The organism is Micrococcus sp. FDAARGOS_333, from assembly GCF_002206575.2.
Taxonomy (GTDB): Bacteria; Actinomycetota; Actinomycetes; order Actinomycetales; family Micrococcaceae; genus Micrococcus; species Micrococcus lylae.
The window spans coordinates 1,080,496-1,098,643 of the sequence record NZ_NJFJ02000001.1; the positions used below are offsets into that span (position 1 = coordinate 1,080,496).

General features: G+C 70.7%; 18 protein-coding genes. 13 read left to right on the plus strand and 5 right to left on the minus strand.

Going from position 1 to position 18,148, the window contains the following annotated elements:
• The first annotated feature begins 65 nt into the window (after positions 1-65).
• Together CEQ11_RS04800 and CEQ11_RS04805 are read left to right on the plus strand one after the other, a co-directional pair.
• Positions 66-1,484, plus strand: a complete 1,419-nt coding sequence (locus tag CEQ11_RS04800; RefSeq protein WP_088477925.1) for an O-acetylhomoserine aminocarboxypropyltransferase/cysteine synthase family protein — start codon at positions 66-68, stop codon at positions 1,482-1,484.
• Complete coding sequence (locus tag CEQ11_RS04805; RefSeq protein ID WP_088477926.1) at positions 1,481-2,605, plus strand: homoserine O-acetyltransferase; 1,125 nt, start codon at positions 1,481-1,483, stop codon at positions 2,603-2,605. The genes CEQ11_RS04800 and CEQ11_RS04805 overlap by 4 nt, the downstream gene beginning before the upstream one ends.
• A gap of 83 nt (positions 2,606-2,688) precedes the next feature.
• Here the strand turns inward: CEQ11_RS04805 and CEQ11_RS04810 are convergent, their stop codons facing one another.
• Positions 2,689-3,570, minus strand: a complete 882-nt coding sequence (locus CEQ11_RS04810) for an SGNH/GDSL hydrolase family protein (RefSeq protein WP_088477927.1) — start codon at positions 3,568-3,570, stop codon at positions 2,689-2,691.
• Between the two features lie 89 nt (positions 3,571-3,659).
• Between CEQ11_RS04810 and CEQ11_RS04815 the strand changes: the two genes are divergently transcribed.
• Positions 3,660-4,340 (plus strand): alpha/beta hydrolase, encoded by a 681-nt coding sequence (locus tag CEQ11_RS04815; RefSeq protein ID WP_088477928.1) that lies wholly within the window; start codon positions 3,660-3,662, stop codon positions 4,338-4,340.
• Between the two features lie 7 nt (positions 4,341-4,347).
• Here the strand turns inward: CEQ11_RS04815 and CEQ11_RS04820 are convergent, their stop codons facing one another.
• Positions 4,348-4,581 carry an RNA-binding S4 domain-containing protein gene (locus CEQ11_RS04820; RefSeq protein WP_087134606.1) on the minus strand — a complete coding sequence of 78 codons (234 nt, stop codon included), beginning with the start codon at positions 4,579-4,581 and terminating at the stop codon, positions 4,348-4,350.
• Between the two features lie 134 nt (positions 4,582-4,715).
• Between CEQ11_RS04820 and CEQ11_RS04825 the strand changes: the two genes are divergently transcribed.
• The 3 genes from CEQ11_RS04825 to CEQ11_RS04835 are packed head-to-tail and all read left to right on the plus strand — an operon-like array spanning position 4,716 to position 7,833.
• Positions 4,716-6,098 (plus strand): glycine--tRNA ligase, encoded by a 1,383-nt coding sequence (locus CEQ11_RS04825; RefSeq protein ID WP_088477929.1) that lies wholly within the window; start codon positions 4,716-4,718, stop codon positions 6,096-6,098.
• Positions 6,095-7,150 (plus strand): GNAT family N-acetyltransferase, encoded by a 1,056-nt coding sequence (locus tag CEQ11_RS04830; RefSeq protein WP_087134608.1) that lies wholly within the window; start codon positions 6,095-6,097, stop codon positions 7,148-7,150. The genes CEQ11_RS04825 and CEQ11_RS04830 overlap by 4 nt, the downstream gene beginning before the upstream one ends.
• Entirely contained in the window at positions 7,147-7,833 is a 687-nt protein-coding gene (locus CEQ11_RS04835; RefSeq protein ID WP_088477930.1) for a cation transporter, read from the plus strand. Before CEQ11_RS04830 ends, CEQ11_RS04835 begins: the two co-directional genes overlap by 4 nt.
• Positions 7,834-7,905: 72 nt before the next feature.
• On the opposite strand, the gene CEQ11_RS04840 is transcribed toward CEQ11_RS04835, so the two are convergent.
• Both CEQ11_RS04840 and CEQ11_RS04845 read right to left on the minus strand, forming a co-directional pair.
• Positions 7,906-9,252, minus strand: a complete 1,347-nt coding sequence (locus CEQ11_RS04840) for an MFS transporter (RefSeq protein ID WP_088477931.1) — start codon at positions 9,250-9,252, stop codon at positions 7,906-7,908.
• An 85-nt stretch (positions 9,253-9,337) separates the two neighbouring features.
• Positions 9,338-10,114 carry an LLM class flavin-dependent oxidoreductase gene (locus tag CEQ11_RS04845; protein WP_088477932.1) on the minus strand — a complete coding sequence of 259 codons (777 nt, stop codon included), beginning with the start codon at positions 10,112-10,114 and terminating at the stop codon, positions 9,338-9,340.
• A 38-nt stretch (positions 10,115-10,152) separates the two neighbouring features.
• Between CEQ11_RS04845 and CEQ11_RS04850 the strand changes: the two genes are divergently transcribed.
• From CEQ11_RS04850 to CEQ11_RS04885, 7 genes are all read left to right on the plus strand, one after another.
• On the plus strand, positions 10,153-11,589 hold the full coding sequence (locus CEQ11_RS04850; RefSeq protein ID WP_088477933.1) for a recombinase family protein: 1,437 nt from the start codon (positions 10,153-10,155) through the stop codon (positions 11,587-11,589).
• 181 nt (positions 11,590-11,770) lie between these two features.
• Complete coding sequence (locus CEQ11_RS13440; protein ID WP_088477934.1) at positions 11,771-11,983, plus strand: hypothetical protein; 213 nt, start codon at positions 11,771-11,773, stop codon at positions 11,981-11,983.
• On the plus strand, positions 11,983-12,231 hold the full coding sequence (locus CEQ11_RS04860) for a hypothetical protein (RefSeq protein ID WP_007321353.1): 249 nt from the start codon (positions 11,983-11,985) through the stop codon (positions 12,229-12,231). Before CEQ11_RS13440 ends, CEQ11_RS04860 begins: the two co-directional genes overlap by 1 nt.
• A 331-nt stretch (positions 12,232-12,562) precedes the next feature.
• Complete coding sequence (locus CEQ11_RS04870) at positions 12,563-13,984, plus strand: Rep family protein (RefSeq protein WP_088477935.1); 1,422 nt, start codon at positions 12,563-12,565, stop codon at positions 13,982-13,984.
• Complete coding sequence (locus tag CEQ11_RS04875) at positions 13,981-14,571, plus strand: hypothetical protein (RefSeq protein WP_010079211.1); 591 nt, start codon at positions 13,981-13,983, stop codon at positions 14,569-14,571. Before CEQ11_RS04870 ends, CEQ11_RS04875 begins: the two co-directional genes overlap by 4 nt.
• On the plus strand, positions 14,568-15,854 hold the full coding sequence (locus CEQ11_RS04880) for a relaxase/mobilization nuclease domain-containing protein (protein WP_088477936.1): 1,287 nt from the start codon (positions 14,568-14,570) through the stop codon (positions 15,852-15,854). Before CEQ11_RS04875 ends, CEQ11_RS04880 begins: the two co-directional genes overlap by 4 nt.
• Entirely contained in the window at positions 15,805-16,344 is a 540-nt protein-coding gene (locus CEQ11_RS04885; protein WP_080555874.1) for a hypothetical protein, read from the plus strand. The genes CEQ11_RS04880 and CEQ11_RS04885 overlap by 50 nt, the downstream gene beginning before the upstream one ends.
• A 369-nt stretch (positions 16,345-16,713) precedes the next feature.
• On the opposite strand, the gene merA is transcribed toward CEQ11_RS04885, so the two are convergent.
• The gene (gene merA, locus CEQ11_RS04895; protein WP_102957488.1) at positions 16,714-18,138 is read right to left on the minus strand and encodes a mercury(II) reductase; all 1,425 of its coding nucleotides are present in this window, start codon (positions 18,136-18,138) and stop codon (positions 16,714-16,716) included.
• Between the last annotated feature and the right edge of the window lie 10 nt (positions 18,139-18,148).

An 18,148-nucleotide genomic window follows, 5' to 3' on the forward strand; every position in this document is an offset into this window, starting at 1 on the left:
CTCAAGGTCCACGGCAGTCCGAGGCGCGGGGGCATGGCCGACCCTGACAGCCCCAGGAATCCGCCATGACCACCCAGAACAGCGCCCCTGAGACGAGCACCTCCGCGAACGCCGAGACCCCCGCCGCCGAGGCCTGGGGCTTCGAGACCCGTCAGATCCACGCCGGCGCCGAGCAGCCCCACGCCCACGGCGCCACCGCTCTGCCGATCGTGCAGACCACGTCCTTCGACTTCCCCAGCTCCCAGGTTGCCGCGGACCGCTTCGCGCTGGCGGACCTGGACCCGCTGTACACGCGGATCGGCAACCCCACCCAGCAGGCGGTGGAGGAGAAGATCGCCGCGCTCGAGGGCGGCGTGGGTGCGCTGCTGCTGTCCTCCGGGCAGTCAGCCACCACGTTCGCGATCCTCAACGTCGCCGGCGCCGGAGACCACGTGGTGGTCTCCACCTCGCTCTACGGCGGCACACAGAACCTCTTCAAGCACACCCTGGCCAAGGTCGGGGTCCGGACCACCTTCGTGCAGGACCCGGACGACCTGGAGCAGTGGCGGGCCGCCGTCCGCCCGGAGACCAAGGCGTTCTTCGGCGAGTCCCTCGGCAACCCGCGCGGAGACGTGTTGGACGTCGCCGGAGTCGCCGCCGTCGCCCACGAGGCCGGTGTCCCGCTGATCGTGGACAACACCCTGGCCTCGCCGTACCTGTTCCGGCCGATCGAGCACGGTGCGGACGTGGTCACCCACTCGGCCACCAAGTACCTCGGCGGCCACGCCGCGGCCATGGCCGGCGTGATCGTGGACGCCGGCACCTTCGACTACGGCAGGTACCCCGAGCGCTTCGGAGGCTTCACCGAGCCGGACGAGTCCTACCACGGCCTCGTCTACGCTCGGGACCTCGGTGCCGACGGTGCCTTCGGCGTGAACCTCTCCTACATCCTCAAGGCCCGCGTGCAGCTGCTCCGTGACTACGGATCGGCGATCTCCCCGTTCAACGCCTTCCTGGTGAACCTCGGCCTGGAGACCCTGTCCCTGCGCATGGAGCGCCACGTGGCCAACGCCCGCCGGGTCGTCGAGTACCTGGACGGCCACGGGCAGGTGGAGGCCGTGGTCCATCCCGAGCACGCCTCGAGCCGGTGGAACGCCCGTGCGAAGGAGCTGTTCCCGCGCGGCGCCGGTGCGATCGTCTCCTTCGAGATCGCCGGCGGCCGCGAGGCCGGCGCGGCCTTCGTGGACGCTTTGACCCTGCACCACCATGTGGCGAACGTGGGCGACGTCCGCTCGCTGGTGATCCACCCGGCCTCCACCACCCATTCCCAGCTCACCGAGGACGAACAGCGCGCCACCGGCGTCACCCCGGGCCTGGTCCGCCTCTCCGTGGGCCTGGAGTCGATCGAGGACATCCTCGCGGACCTCGAGACCGGCTTCGCCGCCGCCTCCGGCGCCGTGAGGCACGACGACGGCCCGGCCGCCTCCGCAGGGGAGGCCCGGTGACCGCGGTGGACGTCAGGGGCACCCGCACCGATCTGCCCGCCGGCGGGTTCCACCGGCTCTGCGTCGGGCCGCTGGACACGGAGACCGGCGGCCACCTGCCGGCGGTGGAGCTCGCCTATGAGACGTGGGGCACGCTGAACGCCGAGGGCACCAACGCCGTGCTGGTCCTCCACGCCCTCACGGGAGACACCCACGTGGCCGCCCACCGCCAGGACCCGAGGACCGGCTGGTGGGATGAGCTCGTCGGTCCCGGCTGCGCCGTGGACACGGACCGCTGGTTCGTGGTGGCGCCGAACATGGTGGGCGGCTGCTCCGGTTCCACCGGCCCGGCGAGCCCGGCCCCGGACGGACGTCCGTGGGGCTCGCGGTTCCCGTTCATCACCCTGCGCGATGCGGTGGAGGCGGAGGCACGGCTGGCCGACCACCTCGGCATCGCCCGCTGGCATGCCGCGATCGGCGGGTCGATGGGCGGCGCCCGGGCCCTGGAGTGGGCCGTGAGCAGGCCGGACCGTGTGGCGGGCGTGGGGGTGCTGGCGTCGACCGCGCACTCGAGTGCCGAGCAGATCGCCTTCGCCCAGTCCCAGGCACAGGCCATCCGCCTGGATCCCCAGTTCCGGGACGGTGACTACTACGGAGGACCGCAGCCCGAGGCCGGCCTCGGCATCGCCCGGCGCATCGCCCACATCACCTACCGCAGCGCCGAGGAGCTGGCCGTGAGGTTCGGGCGCCGCCACCAGGGTGAAGAGGATCCCTTCGGCACGGCGGCAGGAGAGCGTCTGGGCCGGTACCAGGTGGAGTCCTACCTGGACCATCAGGCCTCCAAGCTGGTCGGCCGGTTCGACGCGAACGCCTACCTGACCCTCACCGAGGCCCTCATGAGCCATGACGTCAGCCGTGGCCGCGGGGGCGTGGCCGAGGCGCTGCGGCGGTTCACGGGCCGGGCCTTCGTGGCCGCCGTGGAGTCGGACCGGCTCTACCTCCCCGCCGAGTCCCACGAACTGGCCGCGCTGCTGCCGGCCCGGCCGCAGGTGCACATGATCGACTCACCGCTCGGGCATGACGGCTTCCTGGTCCACTACGGGCAGGTCGCCGAGCAGCTCCGGCAGGACCTGGCCCTCTGAGCCGACGGCGGCCCGGACGCACCGCTTGTGCGTCCGGGCCGTCGTCGGGGCGGCGGGTTCTCAGCCCTTGTTGCGGCGGGTTCTCAGCCCTCGTTGTAGTCCGAGCCGTGCGGCATGTCCGCGCCGAACAGGGGAGCGGCGTCGGGGCGCTTGGCGCTGCGGCCGTCTCCGGAGGAGACGCCCTTGATGCGGCGGATGACCCACGGCACCAGGTGGGTGCGCGCCCACACGACGTCCTCGGCCCGCGCGTGGCGCCAGTTCCGCGGCGGCAGCGGCTTGGGCACGAACGGCTCCAGGTCGTGCTCCACGTTCAGCGTCTCCAGGACCATCGCCGCGATCGTGTGATGTCCGGTGGGGGAGAAGTGCAGGCGGTCCTCGGCCCACATCTCCGGGCGGGAGAGGACCTTCAGGGACCACATGTCCGGGACCAGGCAGTCGTGGCGGGCGGCGATGGTGCGGACGTTCTCGTTGTAGATGGCCACCTTGCCGCGGATGCGGCCGAGCACCGGGGTCTCCTTCACGTCCGTGGCATTGAAGAGGAGGATGGTGGCCCCGGAGGCGGACAGCCGCTCGACCGCAGTGTCCAGCCGGACGGCCACCTCGTCCGGGTCCGCCCGGCGCAGGATGTCATTGCCGCCGGCGCAGATGCTGACCAGGTCCGGCTGCAGCTCGAGGGCGGGGTCGATCTGGTCCGCCGTGATCTGGTCCAGGAGCTTGCCGCGCACTGCAAGGTTGGCGTAGGCGAAGCGATCGTCGTCCGGGGTGAGGCGGGCGAGTTCTTCGGCCACGCGGTCGGCCCAGCCGCGGTGGTATCCCGGCTTCTCGGCCACCGGGTCGCCGATGCCCTCGGTGAACGAGTCGCCCAGGGCCACGTAGCGGCGCCACGGATGCGTGGTGGGCGAAGCGGCAGGGGAGGCGTCGTCGGGACGGGAGGCTGTGGAGGAGTCTGGGTGCGGAGTCGTCACAACAGTGCATTCTGGACCCCAAAGGGCATGTGGAACAAGGAATCGGAGCGGGATGCTCCACTTCGGTTGCTCCGCATACGCTGGACGCCATGACTTCCACCACCGAGTTCACCGTCCGCTGGTCCCACCCTGAGGGGGAGCGCACCGATCACCTGCTGGTGATGCTGCACGGCTTCGGCGCGGACGAGAACGACCTGTTCGGCCTGGCCCGCGAGTTCCCGGAGCGGCTCACCGTGGCCTCCGTGCGCGCGCCGCTGCAGATCCCGATGGGCGGCTTCGCCTGGTTCCCGCTGTCCCAGGACCCGGTGACCGGGGAGATCGGTTCGGACGCCCCGTCCGTGCGCGCCGCCGTTGAGTCACTGCAGGCCTGGGTGGAGTCCGTCCGCGCAGACTTCCGGTCCGTGACCCTGCTCGGCTTCTCCCAGGGCATGGCGATGGCCATGTCCCTGCTGCGCCTGGACCCGGCCGCCTACGCCTGCACCGTGGGCCTGTCCGGCTTCGTCGCCGACCCGGACCGCGCCGAGCCCGAGCTCGCCACCCTCTTCGACCGGGACGACGAGGTCGCCCGCGTCCGGCCGAAGGTCTTCTGGGGCCGTGGTCAGGAGGACCCGATCATCTCCGAGGCCCGCGTGGAGGCCACCCACGGCTGGCTCAACAGGCACGTGGACATGACGAAGATCGTCTACGCCGGCCTCGGCCACGCCGTCCACCCGCAGGAGCTCGCCCACGTGGTGCAGTACCTGGACCAGGTGGTGCCGGGGAAGGCCTGACCGAGCCTTACGGCGCCTCGATCACGATCGACTCGCCGTTGAACTCCACCACGTCGCCGTCGTGCAGCTGCGCGCCGCGCTGGGTGCGGACCTCGCCGTTCACGGTCACCATGCCGTCCTGGATCACGTCGCGGGCCATGGCGCCGTCCTCCACGAGGGAGGCGAGCTTGAGGGCCTGGCCGAGGCGGATGGTCTCGTCACGGATGGGCAGGGGCTGTGCGTCGGAAGCCATGAGACCCATTGTCCCCGGTAGGCTTGCCCTCACGCGAGTCGTGCGCGTCCTGCGGCCATGCCCGGATGCCGCCGGCCCGCCGCCCATCGCCCCGCCGCCGTGTGCGGGGCGCCCCACACCCAGGACGGAAGTGACATTCACCCATGGCTGCCAAGTCCCCGCTGGACAACGTCATCAACCTTGCCAAGCGCCGAGGCTTCGTGTTCCAGGCCGGTGAGATCTACGGCGGTTCCCGCTCGGCCTGGGACTACGGGCCGCTCGGCGTGGAGCTGAAGGAGAACATCAAGAACGAGTGGTGGAAGACCTTCGTGCGCTCCCGCGCGGACATGGTCGGCCTGGACTCGTCCATCATCCTGCCCCGCGACGTGTGGAAGGCCTCCGGCCACGTGGACACCTTCACCGACCCGCTGGTGGAGTGCACCTCCTGCCACAGGCGCCACCGCCAGGACCACCTGGAGGAGGCCTTCGAGGCGAAGAAGGGCCGCATGCCCGAGTCCATGGCGGAAGTGGTGTGCCCAGACTGCGGCACCCGCGGCGAGTTCACCGAGCCCCAGCTGTTCTCCGGCCTGATGAAGACCTTCCTCGGCCCCGTGGACAACGAGGAGGGCCTGCACTACATGCGCCCGGAGACGGCGCAGGGCATCTTCGTGAACTTCCTCAACGTGGTGAACGCCGCCCGCAAGAAGCCTCCGTTCGGCATCGGCCAGATCGGCAAGGCGTTCCGCAACGAGATCACCCCGGGCAACTTCATCTTCCGCACCCGCGAGTTCGAGCAGATGGAGATCGAGTACTTCGTGCCGCCGGCCCAGGCGCAGGAGCACTTCGACCGCTGGGTGGACCAGTGCTGGAACTGGTTCGTGGACCTCGGGATCAACCCGGACAACCTCCGCAGGTTCGACGTCCCCGCCGAGGAGCGCGCGCACTACTCGGACGGCACCATCGACCTGGAGTACCGCTTTGGCTTCGGCGGCGGCGAGGGCTGGGGCGAGCTCATGGGCGTGGCCAACCGCACGGACTACGACCTGTCCCAGCACACCGAGCACTCGGGCACGAAGATGCAGTACTTCGACCAGGCCGCCAACGAGCACTACACCCCGTACGTGATCGAGCCGTCCTTCGGCCTGACCCGCGCCATGATGGCGTTCCTCGTGGACGCCTACGCGGAGGACGAGGCCCCGAACACCAAGGGCGGCGTGGACGTGCGCACCGTGCTGAAGCTGGACCCGCGCCTGGCCCCGGTCAAGGCCGCCGTGCTCCCGCTGTCCAAGAAGCCGGATCTGCAGCCGGCCACCCAGTCCCTGGCTGAGGAGCTGCGCGGCCTGTGGAACATCGAGACGGACGACTCCGGCGCGATCGGCCGCCGCTACCGCCGTCAGGACGAGATCGGCACCCCCTACTGCATCACCGTGGACTTCGACACCCTCGAGGACCAGGCCGTCACCATCCGCGAGCGGGACACCATGGCCCAGGAGCGCGTGGCCCTGTCCCAGGTGAAGTCCTACCTGCTGGAGCGTCTGGTCAAGTGACCGGCGCGCAGCAGAACGGCAGCGCCCGTACCGCCCCGGAGGGGCTGACCCTGCGGGCGTGGGAGGACGGCGACGACCTGCGGCTGCTGGAGGTCTTCGGCGACCCCGTGGACGTGCAGCAGCACCAGGACCGCGCCATGCTGGCCGCCTCCTCGGACACCCCGTGGCGTCGGTGCATCGTGGCCGAGGTGGACTCCGTCCCCGTGGGCGCCGCCGTGGTCTATGCCTCCTCGCTGCACCCGCAGCGGCTCTGGCTCTACGTGGAGACCGCCGCCTCCGAGCGCGGCCGCGGCATCGGCTCCGCCCTCCTGGACGCTCTGCGCCGGATCGTCACGGCGGCGCACGCCGCCGGTGAGGTCACGACGACGGCGCTCAAGTCCCGCTACGGCCTCGCCCCCGAGGACACCAGGACGGTGGCCGAGGGGGAGGAGCTGCCGGAGCTCGACCTCGAGTCCCACGCCGAGCGTGCGGCCCAGGCCGAGGCGACCGGCGGCTTCCTCGCCGCCCGGGGCTTCACCCGGATCCAGCGCTCCCGGCGCGTGGCCGTGGCCGCACGCTCCGTGGCGCTGCCGACGCTGCGCACCGATCAGACCCCGGAGGGCGTGAGCCTCGAGGAGTCCTCCACCGGCTCCGTGGAGCTCACCCGTGCCGTGGCCGCGTTCTACAACGGTGTCCATGAGTGGGACCCGGCCGAGATGAGCCTCGGTCAGGCCCAGCAGATGCTGCTGGGCCCGGACACCGGAGCCGCCGGCGCCGTGGTCCTGCGCGACCGGCCCGGCGCCGACGGCGGGGCCATCCGCGCGTTCGCCGTCTCCTACACCGCCGAGCGCCAGGAGGACCCGGCCGACGTGCTGCTCGGCTGGGACCCCGAGCTGGAGGACGCCGAGGCCCAGCAGGCCGTGGCCGACCTGCTCGCCCTGCTCGTGGCACAGCACCCCGTGCAGATCGAGGTGGACGACTCCATGACGGCCCTGGCGCCGATCGTGGACGGCCTGCTCACCGCCGGCTACGCTCAGGTGCTCGCCGACGCCTCCGTGGTGGCGACCGCATGACCGCTGCCGACCGTGACCCGGAGGAGGCGGCCGTCGTCGGGAATCCCGGCGCCGGGGAGACAGACCGGGACCCGGCGCGGGTGCGCGCCCTGAGGGCCACCGTGCTGACGGTGGCGCTGCTGAACCTGGCCTACATGGTGGTGGAGATCGCCGTGGCACTGTCCATCCGCTCCGTGGCCCTGGTGGCGGACTCGGTGGACTTCTTCGAGGACTTCGCCGTCAACCTGTTGATCTTCATCGCCCTGGGCTGGACGCTCTCGAAGCGTGCGGCGGTGGGCAAGGCGATGGCCGTGATCCTCGTGCTGCCGGCCCTCGCGGCGCTGGTCATGGCGGTGGCGAAGATGGGCGACCCCGAGCCGCCGGCCGTCGGCGCCCTGCTCTGGACGGCCGTCGGTGCGATCGGCGTGAACCTCGTCTGCGTCCTGCTGCTCTCCCGCTTCCGGGCCGACGGCGGCTCCCTCACCCGGGCCGCCTGGCTCGCCGCCCGCAACGACCTCATCGCCGGCGTGGTGCTCATCGCCCTGGCCGGCGCCACCGCGCTGACGGCCTCCGGCTGGGCGGACATCATCGTCGGCCTGCTGCTGGTGGTCCTCAACGGCTCCGCGGCCAAGGAGGTCTGGGAGGCCGCCACCGAGGAGTCCCTGGCGGCCAAGGCCCTGGGCGGCGACGTCGACGACGACTGACAGCCCGCGCACGACGACGCCCCGCACCGTCCGGTGCGGGGCGTCGCGCTGTGTGGGGCCGGCCGTGACGGCTCAGCGGTGGCCGGCGCGGTGCAGGACCAGTGAGCACAGCACACCGAGCGCGGCCAGCACGGGGAAGACCAGCAGGGCCGGGGTGAGCGGCATCGTCGTGGCCAGCAGGCCGACCAGCGGGCTCAGACCGATGCCGGCCACACGCATCAGCCAGGAGACGATCGCCAGGCCGGTCTGCGCCGGCAGGCCGGGGACCTCATCGCCGAGCGCGTAGGCGGTGGGGACCACCACCGCGCAGCCGAGGCCGCACAGCGCCAGGCCGGAGAGCACCACCGGCAGGGCAGCGGTGAACAACACCAGCAGCAGGCCGAGGACCACACAGGACAGCCCCACCGTGAGCGTGGTGCGGCGGCCCAGCGCCGCGAGGACGCGGTCGCCGGTCAGGCGGCCGAGGAACTGGGCCAGCAGCAGAGTGGAGGCACCCAGGCCGGCGACGGCGGCGTCCAGGCCCCGCTCGGTCTGCAGGAACAGCGAGGTCCAGGCGTTGCCGAACTCCTCCACGCTGAACCCGGCCATCGCGATCACCACGATCGGCACGAGCGCCAGGTAGGCGCCGGTGCGGGTCGGAGTCTGGGCGGAATCCGTGGCGGCGTCCGATGCCGTGGAGGGCCCGACGCGGTCGGCCGCCTCGGCGGCCTGGGGCGAGGCCGAGTCGGAGGCCACGGTCCCCGTCGACGGCGCGGGGCCGTCGTCGGGACGTGAAGGGGCGTCCGGGAGGAACCGGCGGTGGACCAGCAGCAGGATGACGGCGCAGGCCAGGCCGTTCAGGCCCAGGTGCACGGACATCGGCAGACCGGCGCCCACCGAGAGCGCACCGAGGCCTGCTCCGGCGGCGGCGCCGATGCTCCACCCGGCATGCATGGAGGTCAGCACCGGCCGGCGGAGCACGGTCTGCACACGGATGCCCTGGGCGTTCTGCGCGGTGTCCACGATCGCGTCGCCGATGCCGCAGACGAACAGCAGGCCCGCGAAGACCCAGACGAAGCCGCCCCAGGGCAGGGCGCCGTCCTCGCGGGCGGCCGCCGCGGCGTCCACGGCGAGACCGGCACCGGTGACGAGCACCGCCAGCAGGAGCGTGCCGTAGAGCACCACACGGCGACTGCCGACCCGGCGCAGGATCGGTGCCGGCATGCTGCCGGTGAGCGCCGCGCCCAGCGTCAGGGCGATCACCAGCAGGCCGAACTCGCCGGCGCCGAGTCCGAAGGCGGACTTCGCCTCCGGATAGTGGGGGATCAGCGCGCCGAACAGGGCGCCGTTGGTGAGGAACGCGAACGTCGCGGCCCAGCGGGCGCGGCGGAGCTCGGCAGCGGCTGCGGACGCAGCGGAGGGGCGTGAGAGCCTGGACATCCGCTCCAGGCTCTCACGCCCCGCCGGGTGTGCGCGGCACCGTGTGACGTACGGCTCCTCTGCCGGCGGCGTGGAGGGGGCCGGCTCAGTCCGCCCAGCCGAGCAGGCGCCAGGACTCCATCCAGCCGGCGAACTGCTTCGCGTTGTACGCGGCGCCCAGCGTGCTCGGATTGGCCACCAGCACCAGGTCAGCGGCCTGGACGGCCTCGTCCTTCGCCAGCAGCTCGGCGACCTCCTCCGGGGTTCCCGCGTAGGTGGGCCCGGAGACGGCGCGGGAGCCGTCCAGGAAGCCGGAGGAGTCGCGGCCGTGACGCTCGTGCCCGAACCTGCGCTCGTCCTGCTCGTCCTGGATCGCCAGGATCGAACGGGTGACGGCGGTGTGCGGGGTGCGCTCGTGCCCGGCGGCGGCGAACGCCTCACGGTAGCGGGCGACCTGGTCGGCCTGCTGCACGTGGAAGGGGCGGCCGTCGTCCTCCAGCAGCAGGGTGGAGGAGACCAGGTCATAGCCGGCCTCGCCGGCGCGGACGGCCGTGGGGGTGGAACCGGCGCCCCACCACAGCCGGTCTGCCAGGCCAGGGGACTGCGGCTCGATCCGCAGCATGCCCGTGGTGTGGGACCAGCCCGACTCCAGGTCCGGCTGCGCCAAGGGCGTGCCGCGCAGCGCGGTGCGGATGCGCTCGCCGCGCCGCCAGGCGACCGAGGCCCAGCTCTCGCCCTCGGGGAGCGTGTACCCGAACTGCTCCTGCCCGTCCCTCGCCGCCTCCGGGGAACCGCGGGAGACGCCCAGCTCGAGTCGGCCGGCGGCGATCAGGTCCGCGGTGGCCGCGGCCTCGGCGAAGTAGAGCGGGTTCTCATAGCACATGTCAGGGTTACAACACCCGTTCACGTAAGCTTGGTTGTATGGTTGAACTGGTATCGCTGAGGAAGACGAACGAGGTCGCCGCGTACGTCCGCGCTTCGATGGATCGCAAGGGCGACCGGTGGACGGTCGATACACAACTGAGGAAGATCAGGGCATTGGCCGAGGCCAAGGACTGGAACGTGGTCGAGGTCTACGAGGACAACGCGGTGTCGGCGACGAAGAAGCGTCGAGCTGGCACCCGCTGGGCCGAGATGTTGGACGACGCCCGAGCAGGTCGATTCTCGATGGTCGTCGCCGTGGACATGGACCGACTGCTGCGGAGCACGAAGGACCTCAACACGCTGATCGACCTCGGCCTGCGCGTCGTCACAGTGGACGGCGAGATCGACCTCTCGACGGCCGACGGAGAGTTCCGAGCGACGATGCTCGCCGCTCTCGCCCGGTTCGAGGCTCGACGCAAGGCGGAGCGGCAGATCAGGTCGAACGAGCGCCGCCGCGCCGAAGGCATCCCGGCGTCCACCTGGAAGGCGTTCGGTTGGACGAGGGAGGGCGAGCTGATCGAGGAGGAGGCCGCCGCAGTTCGGCGGGCCTTCGATGCGTTCCTCGGTGAGCCGTCGCTGTCGATCCGTCGCATCCGGGAGGACTTGAACAGCGCTGGCCACCTCACCGCCCGCGGGTCGGAGTTCTCCGTCGATGCTGTGCGGTATCTGCTGGCGAACTCGCTCTACGCTGGCTTCATCCGCCACTACAAGACCGGCGAGCTGTACCCTGTGCAGGGCGAGGCGTTCCCGCCCATCGTCGGCGAGCAGACGTGGCGGGCCGCGGTGGCGAAGCTGGAGGACAACGTGCGGAGGTCGGCGAGGCAGGGCAATCAGCCGAAGTACCTCCTGTCCACGATCGGCCTCTGCGGGAAGTGCGGCGCGACGCTCGTCTCGGGGACGAACAGCCGCAAGCAGCCGACGTACCGCTGTGGCGAGCAGTTCCACCTCACCCGCCAGCGCGAGCCCGTCGATGCGATGGTCACCGAGGCGGTGCTCACGCGCCTGTCGTCCGTGGACGTGCACGACCTCGTGATGCCGCAGGAAGCCGCCGGGCCGGATCGCGAGGAACTGCTGACCGAACGGAACGCCCTGGTAGAGCGGGTGAAGGAGCTGAGCCCGCTGCTGCGCGACATCCATCAGCCGGTCCTGGAGATCACGGCGGCGATCAACGACGTGAAGGCTCGCATCGACGAGATCGACGCGGAGCTGCTCGACCGCTCGGTGTCGGTGGCGGCGAAGCTGCTGGCGGAGGTGGATGAGCCGGTCGGCACCACGGAGCGCCGCGAGGTTGTCGAGTCGAAGTGGAAGGCGTTGGACATGGACCGTCGCCGGATGCTCGTGGACGAGCTGGTGACCGTGACCATCGAGCCCATCATGCCGGGTCACGTGAAGTTCGACCCCGATCTCGTGCGGATCGAGCCGAGACGCGACTGACTCATGACTCGACTCGTCATTGCACTGGTGAGTCGAGTCATGGGAGAATGGTTGCAGACAAGAAGATCCCACCGGGGCCGCGACTTAGAAGCGCGGGGTTCTGCTCCCGGATGAGTAGCCGGTCAAACAGCCCAATTACCGTGGCGGGGAACCGGAAGATACTCATGTCTGAGGACTTCCGATGTCTGTCGTTATCGGCGTTCCCCGCGCATCCGCGCTCGTCCGCCCTGGCCTCGATCAGGGTTCCACTCCTTCTCCGCAGGCAGACGGCCACGATCCCGTCATCGCCGCCGCCCGCGCCGCTGGCCGCCGAGCCGGTGAGCGCCTGGCACTCACTCCGCTGACCCCGCGCCAGCGCGCCGCCGTTGCCTCTGTGATGGGCGGTGGTCGCTGATGAGCGCGAACTCCGCCGCCTTCGATCACTTGACCGGCTTCCGCTGGCGTCAGGGCGACCCGTCCCTCGCCGACGCCGAGGCCCAGCTCTACGACCTCGGCGTGCTCCGCTCTGTGCTGGAGGAGGCCGTCGAGATCGCCGTCGCCGACGCCCGAGCCGATGGGGTGACCTGGGCCAGGATCGGCGACGCCCTCGGCGTCACGCATCAGGCTGTCATCAAGCGCTACGGCCGGGGCGGTGGTCGCTGATGTACGCCGACGCACGCAACCTCAGCACCGCTCCCACCAACCTGACCCCGCCCGGAGGGCCTGGCCTGGCACCCGCCGAAGGCGGGCTGCCCGTCGTCGTGATGACTGCCCGTAGCCGTGCTTCGCACTCCAAGAGTTACGAGACCCTCATTCGTTCCTACGGGCGCGGCAAGGGCTTGTCGATTGCCGCGCCTTGCAACAACGTGCCTGGTCAGCGGACTGTTCCGCCCTCGCTCCGTCGCGTGGTCCCGCGGGATCATATGGGGTCTCATTTGGGGGTCATTTAGGCGCCGCACTCCCTCTGAGGCCCGCCGCGCCGTCCGCGGCGGGGGTGGTCGCCGTGGCTAAGCAGGAAAACAACCCGACGAGCATCGGGCTCACGCAGTACCTCGATCCGTCGTACTGGGCCTGGGCTGCCGAGGACCCGAACGGGGCCGCGCTGCTCCAGCAGGGTGCCGAGGCGATCCTCGCCTACGTGGTGCAGCGGCTCGAGGCCACCGGCTGCGAGGTCGTCGAGGCCTACGGCATCGTGCACGACAAGGACGAGCGCGAGGTCTGGAGCGACACGGAGAAGGCCCTGGTGGTCGAACCGAAGCCCGAGCACCTGCACGCCGTGATCAAGTTCGCCAGCCGTGCGAAGAGTGCGCCGCTGGATCGGCTCGCGTTCGGCATCGGCGTCGAGCCCCAGTACGTCGAGAAGCCTGGCCGCGGGCGGTACGCCTTCGACAACATGCTGTCGTATCTGACGCACGTGAAGTACGCGGACAAGCACCAGTACGCGCCTTCGGAGGTCGCCACGGTGCGTGGGCCTGACTACCTCGGGATCGACGCCCAGCGCCGGGAGACGTGGCTGAAGGGCCGCGCCCACGTGAAGAAGAAGATCGTCGCCGAGAACTTCGAGGACATGCGGGAGCGCGTTCTCCAAGGTGAGATCACGCGGGATCAGATCATGCTCACGGACGAGCTGTTCGATATCTACTCGCGGCATCAGCGGGAGATCGACGACGCGCTGTCGGCCTACGGCCAGCGTCGCGCATACCGGGCGGCGGCGAAGCTGCGCGCCGGTGAGTTCTCGACGCACGTGGTGTTCGTCCATGGGGATGCCGGGATCGGCAAGACCCGGTTCGCCACGGACTTCATTACCGAGGCGATCAACGCGGCGAACGCGCACGGCGAGCGGTGGCAGGTCTACCGGGCCGCGACGGGGAACCCGCTTGATGACTGGCGGGGCGAGGAAGTGCTGCTGCTGGACGATCTGCGGGCCTCGGCGATGGATGCGAACGACTGGCTGCTGCTGCTCGATCCGTACAACGCCTCGCCTGCGAAGGCCCGCTACAAGAACAAGGGCGAGGTCGCCCCGCGCCTCATCGTCATCACGGCGACGATCGAGCCCGTCGAGTTCTTCTACTACGCCCGCCAGAAGGGCAACGTGGACGAGGCGCTGGACCAGTTCATCCGCCGGCTGGCCTCGGTCGTGAAGGTCTATCGTGCCGACGACATCAATCGTTACCTCGTGCAGCACATCGGGAAGATCGAGCCCTACGAGTGGCACCAGTGCAGCGTTCCGACCGCCGCGCACACGCCCGGTATGTACGGCAACGCGTACCACCAGAACGTCGGGTCGCGGGAACTGACCTACGGCCCGGAGACCTCGGCCGAACATGATGCGGAGGGCGCGGTTGCTGAGCTGCTGGGTGGGCTCGCGGTGCGGAGCCCTGACGTGCCGCTGGCGCTGATCGGAGGTGCCGCATGAGCACCGAACGCGATGCGCTCTTCCAGGGGGTCGAGGGGGCCGGAGGCCCCTCGCAAGCAGCCGGGGAGGACATGAGCGCCAGCGAAACGTCCGACACGGCTACTGCTTGCCACTCTGGCGTACAGGTGGAGCAGCAGACCGACTCCCAGGTGAACACCGGTCGGGCTGATGCGGAGGCTGTGCGCCAGAGTCACGGCGGCGCGAAGCGTCGTCGTGGGGGCGGCGGGAGGCTCGACACCCGCTTCGATGACGCCACGCTCGCGGCGCTTCGCACTCGTGCGAAGCGGCTCGGGCTGGCTCCGAGCACGTGGGTGCGGACCGTCGTGCGCGATGCCCTGCACGCCTCTCGGAGCGAGGAGCTGGATGCCGCCGTGGCCGCGCAGCTGCTCGGGGTCGAGGAGCGCGTGCAGGCGTCTGCTGATGCTCGGGAGCTGGCCGCCCAGGTGCGCCCGCTCGCGATCAACGTCAACGACCTGGACCGCCGTGCTCGCGCGGGTGAGCCGGTGGCGCTGTCGGCGGAGGTGCCCGAGCTGATCGAGCTGCTGCACGAGGTCCGCGCGCTGCTCGGGGATCGGGCGGCCTCATGAGCACGACGCATTACAGTCCGAGCGCCAACGCCGCCGACACCGAGCGCTACATCAGGGGCAAGGAGGACGAGCGCGGCGTCGCGATCACGGGCGACGTGCCGGGAGGCCCCGGCGCGTTCTCGGCGCGCGCCCGCGCGCTCACCCAGAACACGAAGCGTGACGTCGAGGCGCTGCACTACAGGCAGTCGTTCAGCGACGACGAGTTCGACCCAAAGAATCCTGAGGACGTGCAGCGGGTGAACGATCTGGGTTACCAGCTCGCGAAGAAGATGCACCCCAACGCGGACTGCCTCGTGGTGAGCCATGTGGACGGACGCGGGAAGAAGCCGCACAACCACATCTTGGTCATCAACCACAGCAATCGGACGGGGAAGGCGCTCTCGGACTATCGCACGTTCCACGACCGCAAGGCCGGGAACCAGCGGGGCGTTCAGTCAGCGAACGACGAGCTCATGCGCGAGCACGGTCTCTCGGTCGTGAAGCGTCTGGAGCACGCGCCGAAGGACTGGGAGCTGCGCCGCGAGGACTTCGCCGAGGGCGGGCTCGACCGCGAGATGGGCGACCGGATGAGCGCCGCCCTGGCTGATCCCCGTGCGGTGGACAAGGCCGGTCTCGAAGCGGTGATCGAGGAGCAGAACCAGCAGCTCGGCGATGACGGGGAGCGGGTGCCGCGGATGCGGTTGCACAGCCCCGTCAGCAAGAAGGGCAAGCGCGCCGGGCAGGAGACCTGGACGCTCTACATCGAGGACCGCCGCGGCGAGTCCGGACGCGCCGAGCGCCGCAAGCGCGCGAGCGCACTCTCGGCGGACTTCACCCCGGAGGGCGCGCAGGCGTTCTTCGACTATCACCAGCAGCAGGAGGAGCAGGAACATGAGCGCAGCGCTCGACAGGCTGAAGCAGCAGAACGCGCAGAGCGGATCGCAGCAGCAGCTCGACAGTCCGGAGACGATGGAGGCGTTGACCTCGATCCTCGCCGCCGTCGAGGCGCAGAACGCGAGGCTCGACCGTCTGGCCGAGCAGCAGAAGAAGCTCGCAGGGTTCGTGAAGGTCATGGACGAGGAGACGACGAGGCGGCTGGAGCGGATCACGGCCTCGGCGTCGACCTCCTCGCCCTCCAGCGACGCGTCCGCGAGGATCGCGAGTATCGAGAGCAGGCTGAACGAGATCGCGAGCACGCTCGGCGAGTTCGCGCAGAGTCTCAACGGCGAGAGCTTGAACGCCGCGTCGCAGAGCTTGGTCGCGGAGGCGCAGAGGAATCACGCGGCTACGGCATCGGCGATTGAGGGGCTCAAGGCGCAGGCCGCGGCGAACCAGAAGCTCGTCAGCCAGGTCGGCGGCGCGGTGCAGCGGATCGAAAAGCGCACCGAGGAGCGAGTCGTGAAGGCCGTCGAACAGGTCGCCGGGGAGGCGTCTGCCACGATCGCGGCAAACCTCGACGCATCGAACGAGCGCGCCGAGCGGATCATCGCTGCCACGGCGAAGCTGGAGGCCCGTCAGCTCTGGTCGGCCGCCGCCGCGATGTGCCTCGCACTCCTGCCGGTGGTGGTGGTCGTCGCCGGGCTCTGGATGGGCATCGCTGGGCTCATCACAGGCGCTCAGTGGGCGCTGGACGTGGACGGTAGCGTGTGGCTCGGGATCGGGCGCTGGCTCGTGATCGCCGCGGGCCTCGCGGCGGCCGGCTACGGGGTCTTCGCGTCCGTCCGCTGGGTTGCTGGCCTCGTGGAGACCTGGAAGGGTCGCGGGATGCCGACGTGGCCGAACTGGCGACGATGACTGGAGCCACTCGAACTACTGACCCCGGTCAGTAGTCGAACGATTGCCGCAGCAGCCGGTCGAGCGACGTCGGTGCCGCCGCAGTCGCCGGAGGACGATCGCCGCTGTGACGGCCACCCCGACTGCGATCCCGGCACCGATGAGCCAAGGGTTGCCGAGGAAACCTCCGATACCTGCGAGGGCTCCGCCCGCGGCGAGGAGAGGCAGGCCGCAGCAGATCAGCAGCGGAAGCGCGCAGCATGCCAACAGGAGCAAGCCCGTCCCAGCACCGACAAGCACGCCCGCGCGATGCGAGTCGTGGTCCTTATCGCCGCTCATCGTCTGTTCCTCTCCCAGCTGAGCGTTCCCCCCGATTGTCTGCGTGCGCGTTCACGCGCAGCACGACAGGAGCGACGGATCGGTGGTGAAGGCCTTGGCGGCGATCCGGATGCCCTCGGCCATGGTCAGGTAGGGGGCCCAGGCGTCGGCGACCTCGGCGACCGTCTTGCCGAGCACGTGGACCCCGGCGGCGGCGAGCTCGCCGGCGTCCTTGGCGACGGCGGTGATGCCGAGAATCTTCCCGGTGTCGGCGTCCACGACGATCTTGACGAAGCCGCGGGTGTCGCGGTTGACCAGTGCGCGGGGCACGTGGTGCAGCGGCAGGACGCGGCAGTCGCAGCGGATCCCGGCGGCGACGACGTCCTTCTCGGTCATCCCGACCGCGCCGATCGCCGGGCCGGTGAACGTCACCCTCGGCAGTCGGGCGTAGTCCACGGCCCGGTCGGCGTCGGCGAACGCGTTCTCGGCGACGAGGGTGCCGTGGTGGGCGGCGACGTAGACGAACTCGGGGTGGCCGGTCACGTCGCCCGCGGCCCAGATCCGCGGGTGGGAGGACTGCATCCGGTCGGAGACGACCACCTCGCCGAGCTCCCCGGTCTCGACCCCGACCCTGTCGAGGCCGAGCCCGTCGGTGACCGGTCGTCGTCCGAGGGCGACGAGCACCTGGTCGGCGCGGAACTCCTCCCGCCCCCCGGCGACGTCCGCGGTGACGACGGCCTGCCCGGTCGCGGCGTCGCGGGACACCCGCGTCGGCAGCGCGCGGCGGACCACCCGGATGCCCTCGTCGGCGAACACCTCCTCCAGCGTCCTGGACACCTCCGGCTCCTCCTTCGACGCGAGCCGGGACCGGACCAGCACGGTGACCTGGGAGCCGAGCCGGGCGAACAGCTGCGCCTGCTCCAGGGCGACGTAGCCGCCGCCGAGCACGAGCAGGGACTCAGGGAGTTCGGTCAGCTCCATCGCCGTGGTCGAGGTCAGGTACCCGGTCTCGTCCAGGCCGTCGATCGGCGGGGCCCACGGCCGAGAGCCGGTCGCCACCAGGAAGTGCCCGGCCTCGATCGTCTCGGTGCTGCCGTCGTCCCCGGCGACCTGGAGGACCGGAGCGTCGGGGGTGCCGGCGAACGCGGCGTCGCCGCGGCGGACGGCCCACCCGTAGGAGTCGGCGACGTCGGCGTACTTCTCGCCCCGCAGCGACTCGACCAGCGCCTGCTTCCCGGCGATCAGGGCGGGCATGTCCACCGGCCCCGCCGTCGTCGCGATCCCCGGGAACCGGTCGGCGGCGTCGGCCGCGGAGTGCCGTGCGTCGGCCGCGGCGATCAGGGCCTTCGACGGCACGCAGCCGGTGTTCACGCAGGTGCCGCCCAGCGTCCCGCGCTCGATCATCACCACCGACTTGCCGAGCGTGGTCGCGCGGATCGCGGCGGCGAACGCACCACCGCCCGATCCGATGATGGCGAGGTCGTACTTCGTGGGCATCGCAGCTCCT